The organism is Serratia sp. Nf2 (genome assembly GCF_003028435.1).
Taxonomy (GTDB): domain Bacteria; phylum Pseudomonadota; class Gammaproteobacteria; order Enterobacterales; family Enterobacteriaceae; genus Serratia; species Serratia marcescens_L.
Genome location: NZ_PYTW01000003.1, coordinates 24,754 through 49,951, shown reverse-complemented (window position 1 = coordinate 49,951; position 25,198 = coordinate 24,754). Strand labels below are relative to the sequence as shown.

Sequence of the window (25,198 nt, the reverse complement as noted above, 5' to 3'; positions counted from 1 at the left end):
CCAATGTTAACCGCTGAGGTCAACCGCGAGGCTTGCAGGGCCCCGATCAGTTCGAATCGGTATTGTTGTTGTTCCCCCACATGGTACCGCCGCCGTTGCTCCCGCCCCAGGGAATGCCTGATGGGCCAACTGAGCCGGGGGCACGATCGCCGGTGACATAGTTACCGACAGCACCGCCGACAATGGTGCCGACAACGCCGCCCGCCACGCCGCCGATAGAGCCGATTCCGCCGCCGATCGCTGCGCCGACAGTTTCTGCGGAAACCGTCAATGTACCGCTGCGATCTCCTGCACCGGAAATGATTGAACACTCTTCAGAGGTAAGATTGCGCATACTTGCTCCTTAGTAATTAAATTTTAAAATAAGCCACGTTGATCATGCTGAGCGTTGCCCGCGATCGCTATTGAGCAATTTATGCGTGGCGATAACGGCAAAGGCGATAAGGGCGTATTTCAAGAAACGATTGAGGCTGAAATAATCCGCAGTCGTGCCAACAACAAGCCCGATTAAAATGGCGAACAATACAATGAATGATTTTTTCATATGATGGATACGAATCTTCCTACATTAGTTACTGTCGGCAGGATTGTTCGTCGATGTTTGTTTATTGCCACCCAACATGGATTCCACCATTTTGCCAGCGGTATAGGCGGCACCACCGATAACGGCACCGGCAACAGCGCCTGGGCCGGCACCGACGCCGCCAGCCATGGCGCCGGTCATCGCGCCACCAACCGCGCCGGCAGCGACGGCCCCGCCCAATTCCGCATAGCTGAAATCCCCAGCTGCCGCAATAAAGTTCACTTCATTAAGTGTAAGCTCTCTCATAATGACTTCCTTATATTATTGGTTTTTGGTTTTTGCAGTTTTCCGATACCAGAAAAATGCCACTAGCAAGGTTGAAAAGATAAAGGATTGAATGATTGTGCTGGTAAACCTCCTGTCTTCGGAAAAAAATAACGAATAAAAAATATCCATAAATGTGTAGTAAAAGCAGAACAAAAAAATCCAACTGCTTGGTAATTTCATCATTGCCTCGATAGGTTTGATTGATAGGAGGTATCTTCTCGCGTTATTCCAATGATGTTGATAACGCGCGCAGCAATTGCGTCAGCGCTCGAAGAAGTTGAGCGTTGTTTAAAATGCTGTAATGCGTTTCTGCACAATAACTGAGTTGAACGCCATGCGAGGATTGCATCTCCCAGCGTTGTGCAAGCTGGGGGTGTTTACGCTGACGTTGCTGGCTAAGCCAAAGCGTCAGCGGTATCGCTATCTGCGGCAGGGGGCCGGCGTTATTCGTCAGTTCGAACGATTTTTTCAGCGCCCAACAGAAGGTTTCGGCATGTTCCAGCGTGATCTTCTCCGCAAGCACGCTCTGATTCAGCGCATAGTGCATTTTTATCTCGTCGGCGAAGCTGTCTATCGCATTCGTTTCTTGATGCCGACACAAATGGCGCGCAATACCGAGAGAGTCGAACAGACTGAGGTAACTTTGCGCCACGCTGAAACGTCGCTTCACGGCGGTCCGCTGGGCGGGCAAACCGCTGTCGACAACCAACGCATGCGCAAAGGGCGCGCCTTGTTCCGTGGCCTGCGCCGCCATATGGACAGCTAATTGGCCGCCCAATGACCAGCCGGCGATAACGGCCGTGCCGCGTTTGGCACGCGGTATGGCCGCCAAATGGGAGGCGGCCAATCGCTGCAGGGTGAGTGTGTCGTCGGCACCGGGTGCGGCCAACCCCGGGCTGGCGATGGTGATGATGTTGGCGCAGGCGCAAAGCTGTTTTGTCCACTTTGCATATTGATGAACCTGGCCGCCGGCGCCATGCACCAAATACAAGGTGGGCAGAGAGGGGCGATCGGCTGAGCCGGACAGCATCGATAACGGCAGGGGCGCATTCTCGCGCAGACGCTCGGCAAGTTTATCGAGCTGTGAGTAGCCGAGGATTTCCGCCAGGGTTAATTCCACATTAAGGGCGCGCTTGATGTTGCCCAAGAACGTGATGCCGGAAAGCGAGCTGCCGCCATTGCTGAAGAAGCTGGCATGTGGGTCGATCTTGTCTGGAGTACAGCCTAACGTATCCGCCAACAGCTCTCGTAGTAGCATGAGTTCCGCGGACGCAGCGGGTGTAACCTCGCTGGCCTGACTCCGTTCGGTGACTGGCGAGAGCAAGGTGCGATCCAATTTGCCGTTGCGTGAAAGCGGGAAACGTTCAATGAGGTGATAGCGGGATGGCGCCATATACGCGGGCAATGCGGCCGTAACCTGCTCGCGTATTCTTTGCTCTGCCTGGACGCTGGCTTTCCCCGCCTCGGTCAATGTGATGTAGGCTTCCAGATGCGGTGTGCCGTTCCCGGTTTCATCGCGACAGACGACACACGCTTCAGCGACCAGTTCGCTGCTTTTGAGCGCGAATTCGACGTCACCCAATTCGACGCGAAAACCCTGCAGTTTCACCTGTTGGTCTTCGCGGCCGAGAAACTCGATGTAACCGCTGCGATGCCAACGGCCGCGATCGCCGGTGCGGTATATGCGTTCTCCGGTGGTTGGGAAAAGCACAAAGCTGCCGGCGGTGGTTTGGCTATCGCGCCAATACTCGCGGGCAACGCCAACGCCACCGATATAAATGTCGCCGGTAACGCCGAAACCGCACGGCTCGAGTTTTTCATTCAACACCCATATGCTCTGATTTGGCAATGCGGTTCCATAGGGGATGGCGTTTCTGTAGTGCGTATCTCGTGTGACCGGATGATAAATTGACCATATTGCCCCTTCAGTGGCACCGCCAAGGCTGGTGATGGTGGCGTTGGGGCAAAGCCGATGTGCCTCGGCGATCAGCTGTGGAGAGATGCGATCGCCGCTCAGCCAAATATGCCGCAGTTGAGGCAGCGACAGGATGTTTTCTTGTGCGCAATATTGCACCAGCATTTGCAAGATGGCGGGAACCGAGTTCCAGATGCTGATTTGCCGCTGGCGTATCGCATTTAGCCATGCTGACGGCTCTTTCGCTTCGTGCGGCGATAGCACCGTTACTGATGCACCGGCTAGCCAACTGCCTAACAGGTCATAGACCGATAAATCGAAGGCCAGATCGGCGAGTGCCAATACGTTGTCACGATGAGAAACGTTAAACAGTCGGTTCATAGTCAGCAAGGTATTGGTGACGGCCCCCTGTTCCATAGCCACACCTTTTGGCGTACCGGTCGTCCCCGACGTATAAATGACATAGGCGAGCGCTTCCGCTTCGCCTGGCGGAAAGGGCGCTGTGTCTAGGACATGAGGGGAAAACAGCGCCTCCAGATCCTGAACGCGGATAGTCTGCGGATAGCGGGCGTGATGGTGAGCCTGGTTGCTCAAAACCCAGGCGCAACCTGATATCCGCATAATGGCCGCTGCGCGGGCATCCGGCAATCCTGCGGCCAACGGCAAGTAGGCCCGTCCGGCGAGGATCACGCCGAGCGCCGCAATAGCCTGATGAGCGCCACGTGGAAGATCGATGGCGATGAGCGCGCCTGGGGCGGTATGGGCGATCAGCCAATGCGCCACGAGGCCGGCGTGCCGCAACAGCCGATCGTAATGCCACACGCTATCGCCCTCGTACAACGCCGGGCGATCCGCCTGCTGGAGAGCAGTGTGTAACAGCCGATCGGAAAGAGGTTGCCGCAAGGATGCGGGCATCGCCTGTCCGACGGAGAGCTGACGCAATTGCCGGTTATCGGCCATTGACGCCAGCGAATAGTGGCCGACGGCCCGCGAGGGATCGCAGGCAATTTGCTGCAGCAGTAATGCGTAAGCTTGCGCCAATCCGTTAATGCGCTCCGGCGTAAATAGCTTGGCGTTGTATTGCCATTCCAACTGAATGCCCTCCACGCTGGAAATCACTTCCAGAACCAGATCAAACTTGGGCGGCGCATAGCGTCTCGGCAGGGTGTTAACCTGCGCACCGCCAATATTCAGCTCATTGCTTTTGCGATGTTGGCAGACGAACATGATTTGAAAAATGGGGTGAAACTTGCCGCGCGTGGGCTTGAGTTGTTCAACCAGGTAAGAGAATGGCAACCCTTGATGTTTGAAAGCGCGCGCAAATTTATTTGCGTTCTTTTGCAGCAGCGTGGTGAAACTGTCGTCGCCAGTGATGATGAATTGGTGGGCGATCGTGTTGACGAAGCTGCCCACGGCGTCGTTTAACGTCGGCTCGTTCCTGTTGGCGATCGGGCTACCGATGACTACACGCTCCGTCGCAGATTCTCTGGCAATCAGTAACGCGAAGGCGGAGTGCAACAGCGTAAACAGCGTCGTACCGTTATGTTTGGCTAACTGGGCCAGGGCCGACTGCAGTTCGTTCGTCAGCGATGTTCTGACGATATTCTGTGTTTTGCCTGCCGCGGTGATGGCGATATCGTATTCAAGCGCGTGTTTTTCCGGCGCACCATCCAGTTCATCGCGCCAAAACGCCATGCTGTCATCGACATTGGCGACGGCGAGGAAAGGGTCTTCAAGATAGCGGAAAAACGCCTGGCCGTTGTCATAATGACCATGCTCTTTGTGCGCGTGATAGCCACGGCTCAGTTCATCCACCAGCAAATTGGCCGTCCAGCCGTCGACCACGCAATGGTGAAAGGTCAAGAACAGATAGTGGTGCTGCGCGCTCTTTCTCAAGATCCGGCAGCGCAGGGGATACTCGGCACCGAGATCAAACGGAATCGTGCACTGGGCGTTAAGCGCCGCCAGCATACTTTTTTGCTGCTCCTCACTATTCAGCCCGCTGATGTCCTCGAGGCTGTGTTCGAAAATGGTTTCATCAGGATGCACGATGTCAACGGTGATGGTTTCCCCGTCTAGCCGATAGCGGCCGCAAAGCGCACCGTGCCGCTTGAGCAGTTTTTTCAGCGCGGTGAGTAAACGCGCGGGTTCAAAGGGCCCCAGGATCTCTTTGGCGATCGGAATGTTATACAGCGGGCTGTTCTTGGTGAAGTTTTCATACAGCCACAGGTATTGCCCCGCGTAGTGATTGACGGTGTAACAAGGCTTCTCCCCGGTGTCTCGCTCTGCATTATCTGGCGTACAAACAGATAAAAATGCGGTGATGTCTTCCTGCACCGCACTGAGTGCGGCGGCGTCGACATGCTCGATGGCTTGGCGTCGAGGCGACAGCTCGCCGAATGTGGCTCCCTGTTTCGCCATTTCCATCAGATTGATCAGGCCGATGACGCTCATCAGTGCACTCCTTCCATGTTGACGTCGATAGCGTTCCCTGTTCGACCGCTTTTATTCGGGCGTTTGTCGCTGTGGGCGGAAATCAAATTCAGCCAATGCGACAAGCTACACAACTGCACTCCCGGGTTTCTCCGCTGTGCCATTGTGAAGGCGGCGCGATGATCGAAATTCTCGCCATCATCGAAACCGAAGATCCTCAGTACGCAGCCGTTCAATCGCCCATTGGCCGTATCGAACCGGATGTGCGGGAAATAGCCAAGCCGCGCGGAAAAGGCTATCAACTCAGTAACGCCGGCGTCGACAGCTTGGCGGCGCGAATCGGCTTTATGCAGCAACAGCAGTCGCTCATGCCGAAAATCGCGCAGCAGGCCTTGCGTGAGTCTGGCGCCGCCGACCGTATCATGCATAAAGATCATGTAGTTAACTCGGCCGGGCAGGGCGTGCAGCAGGGCCGAAAGCGCATCAAGCCAACTGGCATATTGCGTGGCTTCGTTCGGTACGTTGAATATGGCCGCGTTCAGCGGCCATTCAGCATGCAATGGCAACGCCTGCGGTGACAGAATGTCCACACCGTGTTTGTCGGCGAGGGCGGCCAACAAAAGCCGTTCATCTGCGCCTTCGGGTGATTGAATAAACAGCCGGCTGCTGGCCGGCGCCTCGGTTGACAGGCGGCGGCCGATAGCGCATCGGATGTTCAGATGCTGCGGATCCAGGCCATAGCGTGCATGGGCCAGCTGCGTTAGGTGTCGGCAGAAATCGGTGAGTCTCGGATGTTCAAAAATGTCGCTCAGGTTCAGATCCAACCGACAGTGGGCGTTAAGCGCGTTAATGATTTTTATGGCCTGCAGCGACTCACCGCCGAGCGTGAAGAAGTCGCCATCGTCACTCCCCAGCGTCGCCAGCCAAACCTCATGCACCAGGGTGTTGAATGTCGTCGAACGCAATTCCCGTGTGGGTTCAGGCATCCGGGATTGTCTTTCCAGGGTGCGATAATCAATCTTGCCGTTAGCCAGTTTGACCAGCGGCGTTGGATGATGCACGAAGCGCTGAGGAATATGTGCACTGGGCAGTTCGCCGTACAGCGTTCGGCGCATTGCCTCGCTGAGCGGCTGCCGGCTGTGATAATGCGCATACAGTTCCGTTCCCGCGTCGCCGCTTTTGGCCAGTACGGCAATTTCGACAATTGCGGGCAACCGGGCCAGACAGCTTTCTATCTCACCCATATTGACGCGTTGCCCGGCGATTTTCGCTTCACGAATTTTGCGGCCAAGGAACAGCAACTGCCCATCCTGGCGCTGGCAGGCGATATCGCCGGTACGAAAGGCGGGCATGGGATGGCCGTTAACCTCAAGGGTGACGAACTTTTCCGCGCTCAGCGTTGGCTGATGCAAATACCCCAGGCCGACGGTCGCTCCGGCTATCAGTAATTCGCCGCTGCAGCCGAGCGGCAACAGCCTGAGATCCTCGCCGACGATCGCCGTGTATATACCGTCCAGCGGTGCGCCTATCGTCACGGCGGTGCCATCGTTTTTGATTTCCGCGGCCGTCGCCACCACGGTTGTCTCGGTTGGGCCGTAGGAGTTGAATAACTTTCTGCCTTTGGGATAGTGCGCGAACCAGCGTTCTTTGGATCGCGGTGAAAGGCTTTCGCCGCCGATGATAACGGTAGTGACGGCCGGCGGCAGCGTCTGTTCACCACCGGAGGCGAACAGCATCTCATTAAAGTAGGCGGTCGGCAGATCCAACAGGCTGATTTGATGATCGGCGCAGAATGTGAAGAACGCGGCAAAGCTGTGCTTGACGGCCTCGGGGGCGATACACAGGTGGGCGCCGGCACCCAGCGTCATGAAAATTTCTTCAATGCACGCATCGAAATGCAAGGGCGCAAATTGCAACACGCGTTCGTGCGGTTGAATGCCATAGCATGTTATCGCCGCATCGACAAAAACGCTGAGAGCATGTCGGGCGCCTATCACGCCTTTAGGCATTCCCGTCGAGCCAGAGGTAAACATGATATAGCCGGTTCCGTCCGGGAACGCCGGCGCCTCAGTCGCTGTTTGCCGGCGAAACACGGTGAAGTGCGCGAAATCCGCCGGCATATCGAGTGTCGATGCGCGCCAATGCGCCAATGCGTCAGGTTCGGAATGAAAGGAGGGAAGTGTGCGATCGGTAATCAGGATAGCGTCGCTAAATTGTTCAAGTCGCTGACGATGAGCCACGCCATCCCCTTTGGCATTCAGGTTGACGAACGGCATTTTCAACTGCAGCGCAGCAAGCATGCAGATGATGGCTTCCGGCCCTTGCGGCAAGTCGAGCAACAGCACGGTGTTCGCGGCACGGGCGGGGGCCAGGGCATCGGCCAGCGCACGCCACTGTTGCTGCAAAACGGCATAAGACAGCGCTCTTAGCGACAACGAAGCGTGTGCGGGCGTGAGGATCGCCGTGCGTTGCGGCGCTTGAACGACGGCACGATCGATACGTTGCATTATATCGACCACGTTGTCGTTGGCTGCTTTACCCTGCAGCGAGAGCGGGAAACGTTGTCGCAATGCCGCGACGGAAAGATTTTCCGGGTTGTCGTACAGCAAGGCGCACAAGGTCTGTATCCCCTGGCTGTGCCGCACCAGGCTGGCCGCATCGTAAAGCCCTGAGTCGGCATCGATCTCCAGCCGAAGCGTTTGGTTATCGAGATCGGGACGCATGTTGAAGACCAGATCCTGCGCGCCTCCTGAGCGTAAATTACGGATTTCGCTGCGCTGCGCGGAAGAAAATGAGGCTGCCGCTTCAAAGGGAATGATATTGACCACGATGTTGAACAGCGGCGAGCGGCTGGTGACGCTCCGCAGACTTTTTATCTCTTCGTAACGGAATGCTTGATGTTTTTTGAGTTGCCTGAGTATGTGTTCAATGGTTTGCGCCAACTGTCGGCATGAGGCCGTGTCCTCAATATCGAGAGTCAAGGGAACAACGTTGGTCTTGCAAGTCAGCGCCTGCCTCGTCAGGAAGTCTGTTCGCGCCATCATTGGGACGCCGATCGTTTGCTGTTTCTCGCCGGTACACAAGTACAAATATGCCATCACTGCCACGAAAGTGCGCGCCAGCCAAGAAGGGTGCCCGGTTTGCAGCGCAAGGCGCTCGGCAGGATAGGGCAACGACGTCACATGGCGGATCGTCTGTCCCGAAGGAATATTAGCGCAGGCTAATGTCATCGGGTCTGGCAGTGAGGTGCTGGCCGTTTGCCAAAAATGTCGGTCCGCTTGATAGGCGGCTGACTGTTTGTACTCAGATTCAGCCCTGAGCAAGGCATCGATCGCAGGTACGTCTTGCGGTTGCTGCGTTTGGCCTCGGTAGGCCTGCGCCACTTGATGGATCAGCAAATAAGTGCCGTAACCATCAAGCAGCAGATGGTGGCTGCAGAAATACCACAGAAAGCGTTGCTCACCCAGTCTGATGATTTTTTGTCTGAATAACGGCGCAGCGTTCAACGAGAAGGGGCGCTTAGCATCCGCTTCCATTAATTCGATAGCGGTGGCCATATCGTTGGCGTGCTGTGAAAGATCTACCCATTCCACTGAGATGTTGGCGGTGACGGGATATTGATAAGGCGTGCCGTTATCTTCATCAAACAAAACGTGCAACGTCGGCGTTTGGCTGATGACGCGATGAATGGCACGTTTCATTCTTGCGATATCGAGAGTGTGATTTATTTCGACATATTCCGCGATATTATAGCTCGATTTGTCATCGCCGATTTTGGTGCCATAGTAAAATCCCGTCTGTGAATCCAATAGTTGATGCTTGCTCATCGGCTCATCCCTGATGTTTATTTTTCTTTATTTTTTTACCGTCATCAGTTTGCCCGTTCGGCGGGAACGCCATACAACCGTGCGACGTTCTGCGATTGGGTAAACTGTTTTAAGGTGTTCCAAACATAAATGCGCGCTGCCTGGCTTGCAGCAAAAGTCTAAAATACACAGCGTGCCGCCCTCATCCCATTCTGAGTTATGCAGAAGAAACTGCGGATCGTTAATAAATCGACCCAGCGTCTCATCTCTCAGGTAGGCCCAGGTTATATATCCTAACGGATTATCCAAATGATCGAATAATATTTTGAATTGATTTTGATTAATCGCTTCCTGAGTCCATAGCTGCAACGTTTTTATATGGTACAAACTGTAATTTTTATTCATCAACATACAGCTAACGGCGAAGCCCAGGCTCTCGTATTGACTGAACTTACTTTTACCCTGCTGGTTTTCTTTGATAAAACTCACGAAATATCCTCAGCATTATTATTGTAATACGTTGATCGCCTGACGCTCGAAACGATCCAGATAGATTTGCAACTGTTCGCTGATCTCGCTGAATTCACCGCGCCAGCCGGCAATTTCTTGAAAAATCACTTCACGGCGCATGAACGCGCGGGAGCCCAACCTTCTGGTGACGGTCTGCTTCATCGCCTGTTGTAATCCGGCGGCGGTTTGATCCGCTGATGTTTCCTGAAGGTACTTCGCGTATAACCGCTGGAATGCCAGAGAAAATCTCTCTTCCGCTGTCGTACCCTGTTGTTCGGCGGAAACCCTGACGGGCGAGTCGATGAGCCGATGTAACAGGGCAATCGCCGGATGAGCATTCCCCTGGCCCAGACCTTGTCGACGGCTAAAGATGCCGGGAGCCAAATCGAACATTTTTTGCAAGCGTTCGCCTAAGGCGAACCAGTCGGCGGTGAGAGGCAGGCGTTGTAAAAATGCAGAGTCAAAACCCGCCATACCGAGATTATCCAGCAGGCAGGCTCGCGTGTAGGCCATATTAAAGGCCGCGCCGATGCCTTGGTGCGCTGCCGCGAGAAATGCCGGGCCAAATTGATGCTTGGCTAAATAAAAAGCGAGATCTTGCACGCCTCTCAGCAACAAAGGGGCGTCTTCGTTGAGTTTGTTGTGCTGAATGTAGCTGCGGCCGGGATCGCGACGTTCTGCGGGAAAAACACTGCGAACACCATGAAAGTCCAGCAGCCTGCCGGCCATATCGCAATTGGAGGGTGAGGTCATCATCACCAAATGGCGGGTACGGCAGTAAGCTATCTGCGTCGCAAGGCGCCGTGCAAGCTCGCAGAGCCCGTAGAAGGCTCGTTCTTCCTGCGGCAACGCCAACCAGCGCGCAGCGTCAAACTCAGAGGGACGAGGCAGAAAGGTTGGTGCGGCGACAATGAGCTTTTTGGTCCGCTCAATATCCGAAGGCTGCCTTTGCATCGCATCATGAGGATGATAGTAGGGCGCGCGGCAAAAATGTGCAGGGCGCACGACGGGTTCGCGCACCAGCAACGCCTTGCGGTTATGGACGCCTCCCGCCGATGCAGGAGAGAGGGTGGCGATGGGGTTGTCGGTCAGCAAGATCGCCTTATTGGGCACGGCACCGTAAGGCAGCAGTTTGGCCATGACGTTTCCCCATAATGCCTCCAATACTGCGCCGGTCATTGTCAACTCGCCATCGACATGCTTCGCCCCTTGACCGACTAACGCATTGGCTCCGATGCCTTTAACCTGCCATCGCCCATCAAAGCCACAGCGTGCGCCGCCGCCGTTGCGCGAAATAGCCCCGCCGCCATAACGTTCGGCGAAAAAGACTTTTTCATCGTTTAAGAGCGGCGTGCCGTCATCAAAAATAGCATGACGATTATTTTCTTCGATGAGATAGCTGGTCTCATTTTTCAGTTCGCTCTGCTCTGCAGGGTTTAATCCGTTGTGCCAGAGTAATTGAGCACCTGTCTTTTTTGCGACGAAAGGAATCAAGCTTTCGTGAAGCATGGCGAGGTTTTTCATTTTTTAAATCGTTATTTTTATGGGTGCAGGGCAAGTTAAATACCGGCCTTATTATACAAGGGGTAATAAGGCCGCGTTTTTTAATTTGAAGAATCCGGTGTTGAAAGTGACGACGACGGTGAAGGGCGACCACCGCCACTGCCATTCCATGTTGGGCCCATGGGAACCTGTGGAATAGCAACGTTAACCGGCATGTGCGGTGCGGCCTGAATAGCGATTTCCGTGCCCACGCCCACGGCTAATGATACGGGGGTGGGCAATTTCGCTATTGTGCTCAGGCTGCCGACAATAAGCGAAGTCGGATTATAAGAATCATTGCCGTCAGATCCGTTAATACATGACAACTCAACTTCCGTTAAGGCTCTCATTTAAGCTCCTTCTTGCGAGAGGTAATGGATAACACAAGCGAAAAAATAACCGCCATCGGCAAACCATACATTGCCGTGATTTTAAGGGCCGCCGTATCCAAAAGGATCGCCTGGCGCTGCAGGCAATAGTCTAAAAATACGGCAAGGGGGAATATCAAGAACAGCATGACGATATGGTACGTGCGCAAGCCTTTTTTCTTCGCGTTTTTATAAATCGCACTGATAATGAGGATGAAAATGACAATAAGAACTATTTCCGTTATAAGCTGCAATTTGATTAGCTCCATTAATCAAAATTTACATCAAGTTACATTGGGTAACCGGATAAGTCAACAGGGTATTTTATGATTCTTCTTTATTTATCATGGTATTGAATTAATTAATCATAAAATGATTACATTTAGTGACTATGTGCTGGAAATAAAAAAATAAAGATGTCACCGACGTTTCTGGCTGCGGCCGGCGAGGCGGCTAACTTCTAATCACTTGTTTTTGCTCAAACTGCCAACTGCACCTAAGCTAGGAGGTGATTCAGAGGGAGTGATTCCCCGAGACCTTATTCCGTGAACATGGAGGAGTTTCGATTTGATGCGTTTATCCACATTGGTGCTGGCGATCGGCATGGCGCTGGGCTCGCAGGCACAGGCAGCAGAAACCCAACCTCACGCCGACCATAGCGCGCTGCCCAGCGGCCAGGCGAAGGAGGCTACCGTGACCGGTGAAGCCAATCAGCACGACAAGCAAAAGACTCAGAATCCGTTCTTCTATCAAAGCCGTCTGCCGTTCCAGGCGCCACCGTTCAACCTGATCAAGGAAAGCGACTACGCGCCGGCGATCGAAGCGGGCATCAAGCAAAAGCGGGAAGAGGTGGAGAAGATCGCCAACAACCCGGCCAAGCCCAACTTCAAAAATACCTTGGTGGCGCTGGAGCAGGCCGGTTCGCTGCTGACGCGGGTGATGAACGTGTTCGGCGCCATGACCTCGGCCAACACCAGCGATGCGCTGCAGAAGCTGGATGAAGAAACCTCGCCGACGCTGGCGGCATTGAACGACGACATCATGCTCAACGGCAAGCTGTTCGCGCGCATCAAGGCCATTTATCAGGATCGCGATGCGCTGAAGCTGGATCCGGAATCGCGCCGGCTGGTGGAAGTGACCTACAAGAACTTCGAGCTGGCGGGTGCCAATCTGTCGGACGCCGACAAGGCCAAGCTGAAGGCGCTGAACCAGGAAGCGGCGACGCTGAGCACCCAGTTCACCAACAAACTGCTGGCGGCGAGCAAAAACGGCGCGCTGGCGATAACCGACCCGGCGAAGCTGGACGGCCTGTCGGAAGGTGAGCTGGCTGCGGCGGCCCAGGCGGCCGCCGAACGCAAGCTGGAGAAACAGTGGCTGCTGGTGCTGCAAAACACCACGCAACAGCCGTTGCTGCAGAGCCTGAAAGATCGCGACACCCGCCAAGCGCTGTTCGACGCCTCCTGGACGCGTGCGGAGAAGGGCGACGGCAACGATACCCGCCAAACCATCTCCCGTCTGGCCAAGGTGCGCGCCGAGCAGGCCAAGCTGCTGGGCTACCCGAACTACGCCGCCTGGAAACTGCAAAACCAGATGGCCAAGACGCCGGATGCCGCGCTGAGCTTTATGCGCAATATCGTGCCGGCGGCCACCGCGCGCGCCGAGCGTGAAGCCAAAGACATTCAGGCGGTGATCGACCAGCAGAAAGGCGACTTCAAGGTGCAGGCCTGGGACTGGCAGTTCTACGCCGAACAGGTGCGCAAGGCCAAGTACGATCTGGACGAGTCGCAGATCAAGCCTTACTTCGAGCTGAACAACGTGCTGAACAACGGCGTGTTCTACGCCGCTAACCTGCTGTACGGCATCAGCTTCAAAGAGCGCAAGGACATCCCGGTCTACCAGGCGGACGTCAAGGTGTATGAAGTGTTCGACAAGGACGGCAAATCGCTGGCGCTGTTCTACACCGACTACTTCAAGCGCGACAACAAGGGCGGCGGCGCCTGGATGAGCAACTTCGTCGATCAGTCGAAGCTCAACGGCACCAAGCCGGTGATTTACAACGTCGCCAACTTCACCAAACCGGCGCCGGGCCAGCCGGCGCTGCTGTCGTATGACGACGTAATCACCCTGTTCCACGAGTTCGGCCATGCGCTGCACGGCATGTTCGCCGATCAGGAATACCCGAGCCTGTCGGGCACCAACACCGCGCGCGACTTCGTCGAGTTCCCGTCGCAGTTCAACGAGCACTGGGTCAGCGATCCGAAAGTGTTCAGCCACTTCGCCAAGCACTACCAGACCGGTGAGGCGATGCCGCAGGAACTGGTCGACAAGATCAAGAAGGCCGACAAGTTCAACAAGGGCTACAGCATGACCGAGCTGTTGTCCGCCGCGCTGCTGGACATGCACTGGCACATGCTGACCGCCGATCAGCCGCAGCAGGACGTGGACAAGTTCGAGGCTGAGTCGCTGCAAAAAGACAAGGTCGATCTCAGCTACGTGCCGCCGCGCTACCGTTCCAGCTATTTCCAGCACATCTGGGGTAACGGCTACGCCGCGGGCTACTACGCCTATCTGTGGACGGAAATGCTGGCGGACGACGCCTTCCAGTGGTTCACCGAACACGGTGGCCTGACCGCCGAAAACGGCCAGCGCTTCCGCGACATGATCCTGTCGCGCGGCAACAGTCAGGATCTGGAGAAGCTGTACATCGACTGGCGCGGCAAAGAGCCGAGCATCGAGCCGATGCTGATCAACCGCGGGCTGAAGGACGAGTAAGTTCGGCCATTCCCGGTAAGTAAACAAAAGGGCGCGTTATGCGCCCTTGGTCTTTTTCGGCTTGGCCGACATTCAGCGGTTCACCACCTTGGCCGGCAGGGCCACCACCAGCAACGAGCTGAGCAGCAGGCAGCCGGCGAAGGCCCAGAGCGCGCCGCCGCTCTTGCCGGTCAGATCCAGCGCCAGCCCCATCAGCGAATTGCTCACCAGCCCGGCGATGTTGGCCAGCGAACAGGCCAGCGCGAAGCCGGTCGCCGCCGCCGTGCCGCGCAGGAAGGTAGCCGGCAGGCTGAAGAACACCGGCACCGCGCCGATGATCGCCGCCTGGGCGATGGAGAACAGCAGCACCGTGGCCAGCGCATTGTGGGTGAAGAAGGTGCTGCCGGCCATCGCCAGCGCACCGACGATAAACGGCACGATGATATGCCAGCGCCGTTCGCGCAGCCGGTCGGAACTGCTGCCTATCAGCAGCATGCCGAGCAGGGCGGCGACGCTGGGGATCGCCGTGAGGTAGCCGATGGTGGTGATATCGGTGACGCCGGCGGTTTTGATGAAGGTCGGCATCCAAAAGCCCATGGCGTAGGCGCTGAGCAGAATGGCGAAGTCAATGCCGCCGAGCATCCACACTTTCAGATTGAAGAAGCCGTCGCGGAAGCTGTGCTTGCCGTGATCGGCCTCGGCGTCGTCGCGCGCCAAATCGTCGGCGATGCGCTGTTTCTCCTCGGGCGTCAGCCACTTGGCCTGCTGGTAGGTATTAGGCAACAGCCAGAAGGTCAGCACGCCCAACAGCACGCTGGGAATGCCCTCCAGCAAAAACAGCCACTGCCAGCCGTGCAGCCCGTGGCGCATGTCGAAATGGCCCATGATCCAGCCGGAGAGCGGCCCGCCGATCACGCTGGACAGCGGCAGGCCGATCATGAACAGCGCGATGATGCGGCCGCGGCGATAGGTCGGGAACCACAGCGTCAGGTAAAAGAGCACGCCGGGCAGGAAACCGGCCTCCGCCACGCCGAGCAGAAAGCGGATGACGTAGAACTGGGTCGGCGTGGTGACGAACATGGTGGCGGTGGACAGCAGCCCCCAGGTGATCATGATGCGGGCGATCCACATCTTGGCGCCGACGCGCTGCAGGATCAGGTTGCTCGGCACCTCGAACAGAATATAGCCGACGAAGAACAGCCCGGCGCCCAGGCCGAAGGCCGCTTCGCTCAGCTGCAGCGCGTCGGCCATTTGCAGCTTGGCCAGCCCGACGTTGATGCGATCGAGGTAGGCCGCCAGGTAACACAGGCAAAGAAACGGGATCAGTTTCCAGGTGATTTTGCGGTACAGCAGCAGCGATTCTGCGTCCGCCTTCCCCGCCAGCGGGGTGTCGACAATGGCCATGATGTTGTCTCCAGGTGGTGCGTGTTGGCCTCCGCAGGAGGCGCCTGTTGTGTTTGCGTTGCATGGGCGCCGCCCTGTTTCGGGCGGTCGCGTGAGGCGCTGTCTGCGCCTTCGTTATTGTCGTTGCAGGTGAATCGTTGACTCATAACCGGTTCAGGTAGTCGAGCGCCTCCCGTTTGTGCACCACGTCGCCGTATTTGCTGTCGATGTCGAACAGGTTGGCTTCGTGCGGGCCGGGGTGACGATCGCCGACGCACTCGCGCACCACCATGGCGCGAAAGCCGTGTTGCACCGCGTCCACCGCGCTGGCACGGATACAGCCGCTGGTGGAGCAGCCGATCATCAGCAGCGTGTCGATCCCTTGCGCCACCAGCAGCGGCGCCAGCGCGGTGCCGAAGAAGGCGCTGGCGTATTGCTTGCTCAGCACCACCTCATCGGCCAGCGGCGCCACCGGCGGGCAGAACGCCGCCAGCGGGTTGCCCGCCACCATGTCCTTCATTACCGGCGCTTTCTTGACCCACAGGCCGCCATCGGCAAAATGCCCTGCATGATAGCGGATGTGGGTATGGATCACCGGAATTCCCGTGCGGCGCGCACAGGCCAGCAGTTCGCGGCTTTCCTCGACCGCGCTCACCACGCCCGGCGCGAACAGCGGTGCGCCTTCGGTGGTGTAGGCCTGCATAAAGTCGATCGCCAGCAGCGCCGGGCGCCGGCCGAAGCCGAGGCGCTGGCCCCAGACGCCGCGATAGTTGTCGCTGAGGGTGTCGTTCATTCTGCCTCCTCAATAGGCGCCGGACAGCAGGGCGCCGGCGCCGGGGACGATCGGCTCCAGCTCCAGCGCGGTCAGCATCGCGTAAGTGGTGGCGATAGCGGCGGTGATCACCGGTTTGCCGGTTTGGGCCTCCACCGTCGGAACGGCCGGCAGCGAAGGCATCTGCACGCAGGCGGACAGCACGATAGCGTCGACCTCGCGTAAATCCATCTCGGCGACGATCCCCGGCAGCCTGGCCGGATCGTGCCGGCCGACGTCGAGGTTGTCTGGGATCTCCAGCGCGCGCCATACCTTGACCTCAATGCCTTCGTGCTGGATGTAGTCCACCACCAGCTGGGTCAGCGGTTTCATATAGGGCGCCACCAGCGCGATGCGTTTGGCGCCGATCACTTTCAGGCCGTTGACCAGCGCGCCGGCGCTGCTGATAACCGGCGCGGCGGCCTGATTGTCTTTCGTCACCTGCGCCAGCCGGGCCTGCGATTCGCGGTGGTAGCCCAGCCCCATCGCCATGATGGCCACCAGGCAGGCGTAGCCGAGCACGTCGACCCGCGCGTCGGAGAGCTCCAGTGCGCAGCGATCGGACTCGGCGTCCATCGCCGCCAGCTCTTCTTTATTGACGTGTTTCATGCGCATGCGGCTGGAGTGAAAGGTGAAACGCTCCGGGCGTATCAGCTGGCGCGCGCCCAGCATCGCCGGGATCTCGGTTTCCATTGTGGTGTTGGAGCTGGGCACGATCTGGCCGATGCGGTAGTGGTTGCTCATGTCGGTGTTCCTCAGTTAATCCAGAAAATCGCCCAGGGCGCGGAAGAAGCCGTCGAAATCGTCCCACGGGATCATGTGTCCGGCGTTCTCGACCTCGACGATGGCGATCTCCGGCTGCAGCGCGCGGATCTCCGCCCGGTCTTCGGGTTGAATGACGCCGCCTTTGCCCGCGGCGATCAGCAGCGTCGGCAGGGTCAGCAGCGGGTAGTCGCGGTGGCTGTCCACCTGATGAAAATCGTCGTAGGCGCGTTGGATCGCCGGCTCATAGCAGGTGTGCAACCACTCGGCGCGCAGCCGGCGCTGCTCTTCGCTCCAGGTCGGGCAGAAGGCGCGCATCTGCTCGGCGCTCATGCCCGGCAGCGACTGCCGGATCGAGTCGGCGTACCATGGCCATTGGCCGGGATAGGCGCGGCGGCCGGGTCCGGAAACCGGCGGATCGACCAGCACCAGCCGCCGCACGCCGGCGGGCCGCAAAACGGCGGCGCGCAGGGCGAAGCGGGCACCCATCGAATGGCCGAGCAGGGCGTAACTGTCCAGATTCAGCGCGGCGGCGAAGGCGTTGACGTCCTGTGCGCAGGTCTCTGCGTCATAAGCCAGTTCCGGGCCGCTGGACGACAAACCACGGCCGCGTACGTCGAGCACGTAGACGTCGTATTTTTCCCCCAGCCGCTCGGCGACGAAGCCCCAGGTGATCGCCGGGCTGGTGATGCCGGGGATCAGGAGCAGCGCCGGGCCGCGGCCGCCGTAGCGCAGATAGTGTTGGCGAATGCCGTTGGCGTGAACGTGTGCGCCGTAGAGGAAGGTGCTCATGCGGCGTTCTCCGATTTCAGCGCTTGCGCGTACAGGTCATAGCCGTAGACCCAGGCCGGATCTTCCTGGGTGCGCAGGAAGGTGTTGGCGTTGGACACCGCCTGCACCCTGGATGCGCGCTCCTTGCGGTTGGCTTCATACAGCTGGAAGGCGGTACGGTAGTCACCGAGGCCGGTTTCCTGCAGGCAGCGGGTCAGCATGGCGGCGTCTTCGATCGCCATCGCCGCGCCCTGCGCCATGTGCGGTTTCATCGGGTGGCAGGCGTCGCCGAGCAGCACCAGGCGGCCTTCGCTCCACAGCGGCAGCGGTTTGCGGTTCAGCAATGGCCATTTGGTGACCTGCTCGCTGGATTCGATCAGCGCCTGCACGATCGGGTGGTAGCCGGCAAAGGTCTCGAACATCTCTTCGCGGCTGCTGTCGATGAAGCTGCCCTGGAAATCCCAGGCCGGGTGCGGCACGCCGCTGACGTAGTAATACTCGTCGCGCCGCTGGGTGGTGTAATAGACCATCAGATGGCGATCCGCCGACCACCACTTCACGCAGTCTTCGAACGTCAGATTGTATTTTGCCAGCTTCTCGCCGCGGATCAGCGCGCGATGGGCCACCCAGCCGCTGTAGGTCGGCGCTTCCGCCCCCAGCAGATGTTCGCGGATGCGCGAGTTGATACCGTCGGCGCCGATCACGATGTCGGCGTGGGCCGAGGTGCCGTCGACGAAGTTCAGCACCACCTCGTCACCGCGATCTTCAATCCTACTCAGGCATTTGCCGAAGTGCAGGGTGCCGGGCTGCAGCGCGGAGAGCTGCAACGCCTGCAAATCACCGCGGTGCACCGTCACATAGGCGGCGCCGTACTCCCGGCGGGCGAAGGCGCCCAGTTCGATGCGCGACAGATAGTCGCCGCTCTCGGCATCGCGGCTGAACCAGAAATCGGGATGAGACGCCATCTGCTCCAGCCGCTGCTCAATGCCGAGCCGGCGGAAAATCTTCAGGACGTTCGGCCCCATGTGAATGCCGGCGCCGAGGCGCGAGAACGCCGGGCTCTGTTCATACAGATCGACGGTAAAGCCGGCTTTTTGCAGCAGCCCGGCGGCGGCGGCGCCCCCCAGCCCGGCGCCGACGACGGCGATGCGTGGTTGTTTGCTCATCATATTTCCCCTGTCTGTTGGCTTTTTTCAGCGTAGGCCCAACGCGTGGCTGGACGATCGATTTATAGTGTATGCACTAGATAACGCAAAGTTGCAAAAGTGTTAAATCAGATCTTGCTCACGCTAATTGACGGCGCATTACTGTTAAACTCATGTTAATCACAGGATTGCAGAGGGATGAAATAGGACTTTCTTATGATGGATAGTCGCGACTTGCTTTCCTTTGCTTTTTTGACTTAGATAAAAAACGAGTGTGTTCGCTTTAAATTGTTTGAAAAATCACCGCCGCCTTGCGGGCGTCGGACCCCCTTGACGAGACAGGAGACAGGCCATGGCGGTCAATGAAACCCAGTTGGTACAGCTGTTCGAGCAGGTGCTTACGCTGTCGAAGGTCGATGCTTCGCAGAGCGTGGCGATTTTGAAAAGCCATTATTCCGATGCGCGCACGGTGCGTGCCGCGACCGACGCGGCGCTGCGGCTGGGCGCCAGGGTGTATGCCGTTGAGCTGCCGGCGTTCAACCATCCGCGGGCGATGGGCAACGACATGACCGCCTATTGCGGCGACACCGCGCTGACCGGCAACCTGGCGGCGCAGCGTGCGCTGGAGGCCGCCGACCTGATCGTCGATACCATGATGCTGCTGCATTCACCGGAGCAGGAGCAGATCCTGAAAACCGGCACCCGCATCCTGCTGGCGGTGGAGCCGCCGGAGGTACTGGCACGCATGTTGCCCAACGCGGAGGACAAGGCGCGGGTGCTGGCCGCCGCCGCCGTGCTGGAGCAGGCGAAGCTGATGCAGGTGACCTCCAGCGCCGGCAGTGATTTCCGCGCGCCGCTCGGGCAATACCCGACGGTGACCGAGTACGGCTATGCCGATGAACCGGGGCGCTGGGATCACTGGCCGAGCGGCTTCCTGTTCACCTGGCCGAATGAGGAGCAGGCGGAAGGGGTGCTGGTGCTGGAGGTCGGCGATATCTTGCTGCCGTTCAAAAGCTATGCGCGCGAACGCATCACGCTGGAGATCGAACAAGGGTTCGTCACCCGCATTCACGGCGGCTTCGAGGCGGAATACCTGCGCGAATACATGAAATACTTTGACGATCCGGAGGTGTACGGCATCTCGCACATCGGCTGGGGCCTGCAGCCGCGCGCCCAGTGGACGGCGATGGGCCTGCACGACAAGAACGACGGCATGTGCATGGACGCGCGCGCGTTCTACGGCAACTTCCTGTTCTCCACCGGGCCGAACACCGAAGTGGGCGGCACGCGCAAAACGCCTTGCCATATGGACATCGCGCTGCGCCGCTGCGATATCCGCCTCGACGGGCAAACGGTGGTGGCGGACGGGGAAGTGGTGGCGCCGGAGGCCTCGCGCGTGCGCCGGGCGTAATCGTTGCTGCCAACGGCGGGGGTTTGTACTATTCTCGTGGATTCCATAGATGGTGAGAGTAACGCAATGACGCCCCCCGAATACCCGTCAGCCGTGAGCGGCCAACCCGAAAATTATCATTTTACCGAGCAAGTCGGGCACCTGCTGCGCAAGGTTTATCAGCGCCACCTGGCGATTTTCCAGCAAAACGTCGGCGATTCGCAGCTGACGGCGGTGCAGTTCATCACCCTGTGCGCGGTGCGCGATATGGGGCCGAGCTCGCTGACCGAGCTGGTGCAGGTGACGGCGGTGGATCAGGCCACCATACGCGGCATCGTCGAGCGGCTGAAGGCGCGCGATCTGATCACCGTGACGCCGGATCCGGTCGATCGGCGCAAGGTGGTGGTCGGCCTGACCGACGCCGGCGCCGTGCTGCTGACGGAAACGGTGCCGCAGGCGGCGAAAATCACGGAGCTGACGTTCGGCACGCTCAACCCGGCCGAACGGATAGCGCTGATATTCCTGCTGAATAAAATGCTGGAAGATCCGCCCACCGGCTGATTCGCCCGCGCAACGTCGGTTGCCTGGTGGTCGGTGGCGAGAGGCCAGCCCATAAGACCATCACGTGCAGGCGGAGACGCGAACAATGGCGATATCTGAAGTGCAGTCGCCCAGGGAAGGCGCGAACACCACGCTGACGGAGCATCCGCTGATGCTGTCGGTGAACGGCGAACAGCTTCATGTGCAGGTGATGGCGGATACGCCGCTCTTGCTGGTACTGCGCAACGATCTGGCGCTCAACGGCCCGAAATACGGCTGCGGCCTGGGCGAATGCGGCGCCTGTACCGTGTTGATCGACGGCGTGGCGGCGCGCTCCTGCGTGATCCCGGCGCTCGGCGTGTCCGGCCGGGCGATCGTGACCCTGGAAGGCCTTGGCGATCGCCAGCGCCTGCATCCGGTGCAGCGTGCCTTTATCGAAGAGCAGGCGGCGCAATGCGGCTACTGCCTCAATGGCATGATCATGACCACCAAAGCCCTGTTGGATCGCAATCCCGCCCCGAGCGAGGCGGAGATCCGTCAGGCGCTGTCCGGCAACCTGTGCCGCTGCGGTACCCATCTCGAAATCCTGCGTGCGGTTCAGCGCGCCATCATTCTCTGCCGCGATGAGGACGCCCACGCTCATGACTGATTCCCGTGCCCCATCGCCGAGCCAGGCCGAATTGCTGCAGCGCGACGGCGTGCTGCTGATCGTCGACAGCGTGCAACCGCCGTCGGGGCCGGTGCCCAAAGGGCAAACGCCGGTGCTTAAGCCCAAAGAGCAGGGGCTGTTTATCGCCCTGTGCGGCAGCGGCGAAATCTATGCCTTTAACGGCCATGTCGATCTCGGCACCGGCGTGCGCACCGCGCTCGGCCAGATTGTCGCCGAAGAGCTGTACCTGCGCATGGATCAGGTGCAAATGGTGTTGGGCGATACCGAGCGCGCGCCGAATCAGGGCGCGACCATCGCCAGCGCCACGCTGCAGATCTCCGCCGTGCCGCTGCGCAACGCCGCCGCCGAAGCACGCCGTTGGCTGTTGCGCCAGGCGGCGCAGCGCTTCGATGCACCGGTGGAACAGCTGACGCTGGAGGAGGGCGTGATCCGCAGCCCGCAGGGGCCGGCGCTCAGCTACGCCGAGCTGGTGGCCGGCGGTCATGTCGAGCTGTCGATTTCCGGCGACGCACCGCTGAAACCGCAGGCAGAATATCGCCTGGTGGGCACCAGCGCCGCGCGCGTCGATATTCCGGCCAAGGCGACCGGCGAAACCACCTACGTACACGATATGCGCCTGCCAAACATGCTGCACGGTCGGGTGGTGCGACCGCCCTATGCCGGTTACGACAGCGGCGAATTTGTCGGCACCAGCCTGCTGGCAGTGGACGAAACCTCGATCGCGCATATTCCCGGCATCGTCAAACTGGTGGTGATTGGCGATTTCATCGGCATTGTCGCCGAGCGCGAAGAGCAGGCGATCAAGGCGGCGCAGGCGCTGCAGGTCAGTTGGAAAGACTGGCGGCGTAATTTGCCGCAGATGACAGACGTGGCGCAGGCGCTGCGCGACAACCCGCATTCGACCCGGGTGGTGCACGATACCGGCGATGTGGACGCTGCGCTGGCGGCGGCCGACCGGCGTTTCACCCGTAGCTACCTGTGGCCGTATCAGCTGCATGCCTCGATTGGCCCTTCCTGCGCGCTGGCGGACTACCGGCCGGAGCGCCTGCAGGTCTGGTCAGGCAGCCAGAACCCGCACCTGCTGCGCGCCGATCTGGCCTGGCTGCTGGAATACCCGGAAGCGCAGATCGAGATCGTTCGCATGGAGGCGGCCGGTTGCTATGGCCGCAATTGCGCCGATGACGTCTGCGCCGACGCGGCGCTGCTGTCGCGCGCCGTGGGCAGGCCGGTGCGGGTGCAGCTGACCCGCGAACAAGAACATGTGTGGGAACCGAAGGGCACGGCACAGCTGATGGAGGTGGACGGCGGGCTGGACGCCGCCGGGCACCCGGTCGCCTACGATTTTCGCACCTATTATCCTTCCAACGGCGCGCCGACGCTGGCGCTGCTGCTGACCGGCCGGGTCGAGCCGCTGCCGGTGGCCTATGAAATGGGCGACCGCACCTCGGTGCCGCCTTATGAGTATCCGGCGCTGCGTGTCAGCATCGAAGACATGGCGCCGATCGTGCGCGCCTCCTGGATGCGCGGCGTTTCCGCCTTGCCGAACACCTTCGCCCACGAATCTTATATCGATGAGCTGGCCCACGCCGCCGGCGTCGATCCGCTGGAATACCGGTTGCGCTATATCCATGACGAACGCGCCAGTGAGCTGATGCGCAGCACCGCAGAGCGCGCCGGCTGGACGCCGCATACCGAACCGATGCAGACCCCGGCGGAAGACGGCGTGCTGCGCGGGCGCGGCTTTGCCTACGCCCGTTACATCCACAGCAAGTTTCCCGGCTTTGGCGCGGCCTGGGCCGCCTGGGTGGCCGACGTGGCGATCGACAAAGCCAGCGGCGAAGTGGCGGTGACGCGCATCGTGGTCGGACACGACGCAGGCATGATGGTCAACCCGGACGGCGTGCGCCACCAAATTCACGGCAACGTGTTGCAATCGACCAGCCGGGTGTTGAAAGAGCGCGTGACCTTTGAGGAATCGACGGTCTCCGCCAAAGAATGGGGGGCTTACCCGATCCTGACCTTCCCGGAGGTGCCGGAAGTGGACGTGGTGATGATGCCGCGCCCTTACGATCCGCCGCTGGGCGCCGGGGAGTCGGCGTCGGTACCCAGCGCGGCGGCCATCGCCAACGCGGTGTTCGACGCCACCGGCATTCGTTTTCGCGAGCTGCCGATCACCTCAGATAAGCTGCGAGAGGCGCTGAACGGACCGGACGCCGAGCGGCAGGCCGCGCCGCCCAAGAAAAAGAAGCGCGGCAAATGGTGGTTCGGCGGTGCGGCGGGGCTGTTCGGCGCGGTGCTGGGCATCGCGGGCAGCGCCTTGCCGTGGCGGGCGGAGATCGCGCCGGTGGCGACGCCCGGCGCCGGCACCTGGTCGGCTGCCACGCTAGAGCGCGGCCGCCAGTTGGCCGCCGCCGGAGACTGCGCGGTTTGCCATACTGCGTCGGAAGGGGCGACCAACGCCGGCGGGCTGGCGATGGCGACGCCGTTCGGCACGCTCTACAGCACCAACATTACCCCGGACGTGGCAACCGGCATCGGCAACTGGTCGTTTACCGCGTTCGATCGGGCGATGCGCCAGGGCATCGCCCGCGACGGCCGTCATCTGTATCCGGCATTTCCTTACACCGCATTCAGCAAGATGACCGACGGTGACATGCAGGCGCTGTACGCTTATCTGATGTCGCAACCGGCGGTGCGCCAGAGCAATCCGGCCAATCAGATGCGCTTCCCGTTTAACCTGCGGCCGCTGATGGCCGGCTGGAACGCGCTGTTTCTGCGCCAGGGAGAATATCAACCCGATCCGCAACAAAGCGCGCAATGGAACCGCGGCGCTTATCTGGTCAACGGGCTCGGCCACTGCGCCGCCTGCCATTCGCCGCGCAATCTGCTGGGGGCGGAAAAGGGCGGCGCGGCTTTCCTGGCGGGGGGGATGGTGGACGGATGGGAAGCACCGGCGCTGAATCAATTGGCCAATGCGGACAAACCCTGGACCGAGGAACAGCTGTTTCAGTACTTCCGCAGCGGGCATTCCGCCGAGCACGGCGTGGCGGCCGGGCCGATGGGGCCGGTGGTCAGTGAACTGGCGACGTTGCCGGAGAGTGATTTGCGGGCGATGGCCAACTATGTGATGTCGCTGAGCACCAAGGCAACGCTGAATGTGGAACCGCAGGCGCAGTTGGCGGCCCGCGCCTTGCCGGCGACGGGGCAACTGGCCGGCGAGCGGCTGTTTCAGGGCGCTTGCCAGGCCTGCCACAGCGCCGCCGCCGGGGGGCCGCAGCTGTTCGGCGTCAGCCCGGATCTGGCCAATAACACCAATATCTTCAGCGATCGCCCCGATAACCTGATCAAGGTGATCCTGCAAGGGATCCCCCAACCGGCCACCGCTGAATTGGGGTTTATGCCGGGCTTTAAGGACAGTTTTTCCGATCGGCAGGTGACGGCGCTGGTGAATTATCTGCGCCAACGCTATGCCGGCGACAAACCGGCCTGGCGCGACGTGGAGGCACAGGTGGCGCGGCTGCGCGCGGAGCCGGGGAATCATTAACATTGTA

Annotated in this window: 19 protein-coding genes; 5 read left to right on the top strand and 14 right to left on the bottom strand. The window is 59.4% G+C overall.

Annotation, left to right across the window (positions count from 1 at the left end):
• Positions 1-46: 46 nt before the first annotated feature.
• The 9 genes from C9411_RS07995 to C9411_RS07965 all read right to left on the bottom strand — a co-directional run bounded on the left by C9411_RS07995 (position 47) and on the right by C9411_RS07965 (position 11,678).
• Positions 47-334, bottom strand: coding sequence for a hypothetical protein (locus tag C9411_RS07995; protein ID WP_025302730.1), 288 nt, complete (start codon positions 332-334; stop codon positions 47-49).
• A 42-nt stretch (positions 335-376) separates the two neighbouring features.
• Positions 377-544, bottom strand: coding sequence for a hypothetical protein (locus C9411_RS25700; RefSeq protein WP_154805963.1), 168 nt, complete (start codon positions 542-544; stop codon positions 377-379).
• Between the two features lie 24 nt (positions 545-568).
• A complete protein-coding gene (locus tag C9411_RS07990; RefSeq protein WP_049196799.1) occupies positions 569-829 on the bottom strand; it encodes a hypothetical protein in 261 nt (86 codons plus the stop codon).
• 244 nt (positions 830-1,073) lie between these two features.
• On the bottom strand, positions 1,074-5,219 hold the full coding sequence (locus C9411_RS07985; protein WP_107226833.1) for a non-ribosomal peptide synthetase: 4,146 nt from the start codon (positions 5,217-5,219) through the stop codon (positions 1,074-1,076).
• Positions 5,219-9,025: an AMP-binding protein gene (locus tag C9411_RS07980; RefSeq protein WP_107226832.1), complete on the bottom strand. Its 3,807-nt coding sequence runs from the start codon at positions 9,023-9,025 to the stop codon at positions 5,219-5,221. The genes C9411_RS07985 and C9411_RS07980 overlap by 1 nt, the downstream gene beginning before the upstream one ends.
• 27 nt (positions 9,026-9,052) lie before the next feature.
• A complete protein-coding gene (locus tag C9411_RS07975) occupies positions 9,053-9,493 on the bottom strand; it encodes a toxin-activating lysine-acyltransferase (protein ID WP_063989778.1) in 441 nt (146 codons plus the stop codon).
• Positions 9,494-9,511: 18 nt separating this feature from the next.
• On the bottom strand, positions 9,512-11,038 hold the full coding sequence (locus C9411_RS25805) for a hypothetical protein (RefSeq protein WP_175089916.1): 1,527 nt from the start codon (positions 11,036-11,038) through the stop codon (positions 9,512-9,514).
• An 80-nt stretch (positions 11,039-11,118) separates the two neighbouring features.
• The gene (locus tag C9411_RS25570) at positions 11,119-11,406 is read right to left on the bottom strand and encodes a hypothetical protein (protein WP_125460888.1); all 288 of its coding nucleotides are present in this window, start codon (positions 11,404-11,406) and stop codon (positions 11,119-11,121) included.
• Complete coding sequence (locus tag C9411_RS07965) at positions 11,403-11,678, bottom strand: hypothetical protein (protein WP_130018029.1); 276 nt, start codon at positions 11,676-11,678, stop codon at positions 11,403-11,405. Before C9411_RS07965 ends, C9411_RS25570 begins: the two co-directional genes overlap by 4 nt.
• Before the next feature lie 316 nt (positions 11,679-11,994).
• On the opposite strand from C9411_RS07965, the gene dcp reads away from it, so the two are divergent.
• Positions 11,995-14,196, top strand: coding sequence for a peptidyl-dipeptidase Dcp (gene dcp, locus C9411_RS07960; protein ID WP_107226831.1), 2,202 nt, complete (start codon positions 11,995-11,997; stop codon positions 14,194-14,196).
• 72 nt (positions 14,197-14,268) lie between these two features.
• Here dcp and C9411_RS07955 read toward each other — a convergent pair whose 3' ends face one another.
• The 5 genes from C9411_RS07955 to C9411_RS07935 form a co-directional block, all read right to left on the bottom strand.
• Positions 14,269-15,579 (bottom strand): MFS transporter, encoded by a 1,311-nt coding sequence (locus C9411_RS07955; RefSeq protein WP_004938595.1) that lies wholly within the window; start codon positions 15,577-15,579, stop codon positions 14,269-14,271.
• A 142-nt stretch (positions 15,580-15,721) separates the two neighbouring features.
• Positions 15,722-16,351, bottom strand: coding sequence for an N-carbamoylsarcosine amidohydrolase (locus tag C9411_RS07950; protein WP_055312376.1), 630 nt, complete (start codon positions 16,349-16,351; stop codon positions 15,722-15,724).
• A 9-nt stretch (positions 16,352-16,360) separates the two neighbouring features.
• Positions 16,361-17,062, bottom strand: a complete 702-nt coding sequence (locus C9411_RS07945; protein ID WP_170310522.1) for an Asp/Glu racemase — start codon at positions 17,060-17,062, stop codon at positions 16,361-16,363.
• 66 nt (positions 17,063-17,128) lie between these two features.
• The gene (locus C9411_RS07940; RefSeq protein ID WP_063989782.1) at positions 17,129-17,923 is read right to left on the bottom strand and encodes an alpha/beta hydrolase; all 795 of its coding nucleotides are present in this window, start codon (positions 17,921-17,923) and stop codon (positions 17,129-17,131) included.
• Complete coding sequence (locus tag C9411_RS07935) at positions 17,920-19,071, bottom strand: FAD-dependent monooxygenase (protein ID WP_107226830.1); 1,152 nt, start codon at positions 19,069-19,071, stop codon at positions 17,920-17,922. Before C9411_RS07935 ends, C9411_RS07940 begins: the two co-directional genes overlap by 4 nt.
• Positions 19,072-19,399: 328 nt before the next feature.
• Here C9411_RS07935 and C9411_RS07930 point away from each other — a divergent pair, with 328 nt between their 5' ends.
• The 4 genes from C9411_RS07930 to C9411_RS07915 all read left to right on the top strand — a co-directional run bounded on the left by C9411_RS07930 (position 19,400) and on the right by C9411_RS07915 (position 25,191).
• Positions 19,400-20,458, top strand: a complete 1,059-nt coding sequence (locus tag C9411_RS07930; RefSeq protein WP_049240135.1) for a 2,5-dihydroxypyridine 5,6-dioxygenase — start codon at positions 19,400-19,402, stop codon at positions 20,456-20,458.
• Positions 20,459-20,524: 66 nt separating this feature from the next.
• On the top strand, positions 20,525-20,998 hold the full coding sequence (locus C9411_RS07925) for a MarR family winged helix-turn-helix transcriptional regulator (protein ID WP_033634451.1): 474 nt from the start codon (positions 20,525-20,527) through the stop codon (positions 20,996-20,998).
• Positions 20,999-21,083: 85 nt separating this feature from the next.
• The gene (locus C9411_RS07920) at positions 21,084-21,626 is read left to right on the top strand and encodes a (2Fe-2S)-binding protein (RefSeq protein ID WP_107226829.1); all 543 of its coding nucleotides are present in this window, start codon (positions 21,084-21,086) and stop codon (positions 21,624-21,626) included.
• The gene (locus tag C9411_RS07915) at positions 21,619-25,191 is read left to right on the top strand and encodes a molybdopterin cofactor-binding domain-containing protein (RefSeq protein WP_107226828.1); all 3,573 of its coding nucleotides are present in this window, start codon (positions 21,619-21,621) and stop codon (positions 25,189-25,191) included. Before C9411_RS07920 ends, C9411_RS07915 begins: the two co-directional genes overlap by 8 nt.
• Positions 25,192-25,198: the final 7 nt, after the last annotated feature.

Coding starts and splice junctions, on each gene's coding strand:
- C9411_RS07940 (WP_063989782.1), bottom strand. CDS start 17,923: ATGAGCACCTTCCTCTACGGCGCACACGTTCACGCCAACGGCATTCGC.
- C9411_RS07955 (WP_004938595.1), bottom strand. CDS start 15,579: ATGGCCATTGTCGACACCCCGCTGGCGGGGAAGGCGGACGCAGAATCG.
- C9411_RS07985 (WP_107226833.1), bottom strand. CDS start 5,219: ATGAGCGTCATCGGCCTGATCAATCTGATGGAAATGGCGAAACAGGGA.
- C9411_RS07945 (WP_170310522.1), bottom strand. CDS start 17,062: ATGGAAACCGAGATCCCGGCGATGCTGGGCGCGCGCCAGCTGATACGC.
- C9411_RS07935 (WP_107226830.1), bottom strand. CDS start 19,071: ATGATGAGCAAACAACCACGCATCGCCGTCGTCGGCGCCGGGCTGGGG.
- C9411_RS25570 (WP_125460888.1), bottom strand. CDS start 11,406: ATGAGAGCCTTAACGGAAGTTGAGTTGTCATGTATTAACGGATCTGAC.
- C9411_RS07990 (WP_049196799.1), bottom strand. CDS start 829: ATGAGAGAGCTTACACTTAATGAAGTGAACTTTATTGCGGCAGCTGGG.
- C9411_RS07950 (WP_055312376.1), bottom strand. CDS start 16,351: ATGAACGACACCCTCAGCGACAACTATCGCGGCGTCTGGGGCCAGCGC.
- C9411_RS25805 (WP_175089916.1), bottom strand. CDS start 11,038: ATGAAAAACCTCGCCATGCTTCACGAAAGCTTGATTCCTTTCGTCGCA.
- C9411_RS07915 (WP_107226828.1), top strand. CDS start 21,619: ATGACTGATTCCCGTGCCCCATCGCCGAGCCAGGCCGAATTGCTGCAG.
- dcp (WP_107226831.1), top strand. CDS start 11,995: ATGCGTTTATCCACATTGGTGCTGGCGATCGGCATGGCGCTGGGCTCG.
- C9411_RS07995 (WP_025302730.1), bottom strand. CDS start 334: ATGCGCAATCTTACCTCTGAAGAGTGTTCAATCATTTCCGGTGCAGGA.
- C9411_RS07930 (WP_049240135.1), top strand. CDS start 19,400: ATGGCGGTCAATGAAACCCAGTTGGTACAGCTGTTCGAGCAGGTGCTT.
- C9411_RS07980 (WP_107226832.1), bottom strand. CDS start 9,025: ATGAGCAAGCATCAACTATTGGATTCACAGACGGGATTTTACTATGGC.
- C9411_RS07925 (WP_033634451.1), top strand. CDS start 20,525: ATGACGCCCCCCGAATACCCGTCAGCCGTGAGCGGCCAACCCGAAAAT.
- C9411_RS25700 (WP_154805963.1), bottom strand. CDS start 544: ATGAAAAAATCATTCATTGTATTGTTCGCCATTTTAATCGGGCTTGTT.
- C9411_RS07920 (WP_107226829.1), top strand. CDS start 21,084: ATGGCGATATCTGAAGTGCAGTCGCCCAGGGAAGGCGCGAACACCACG.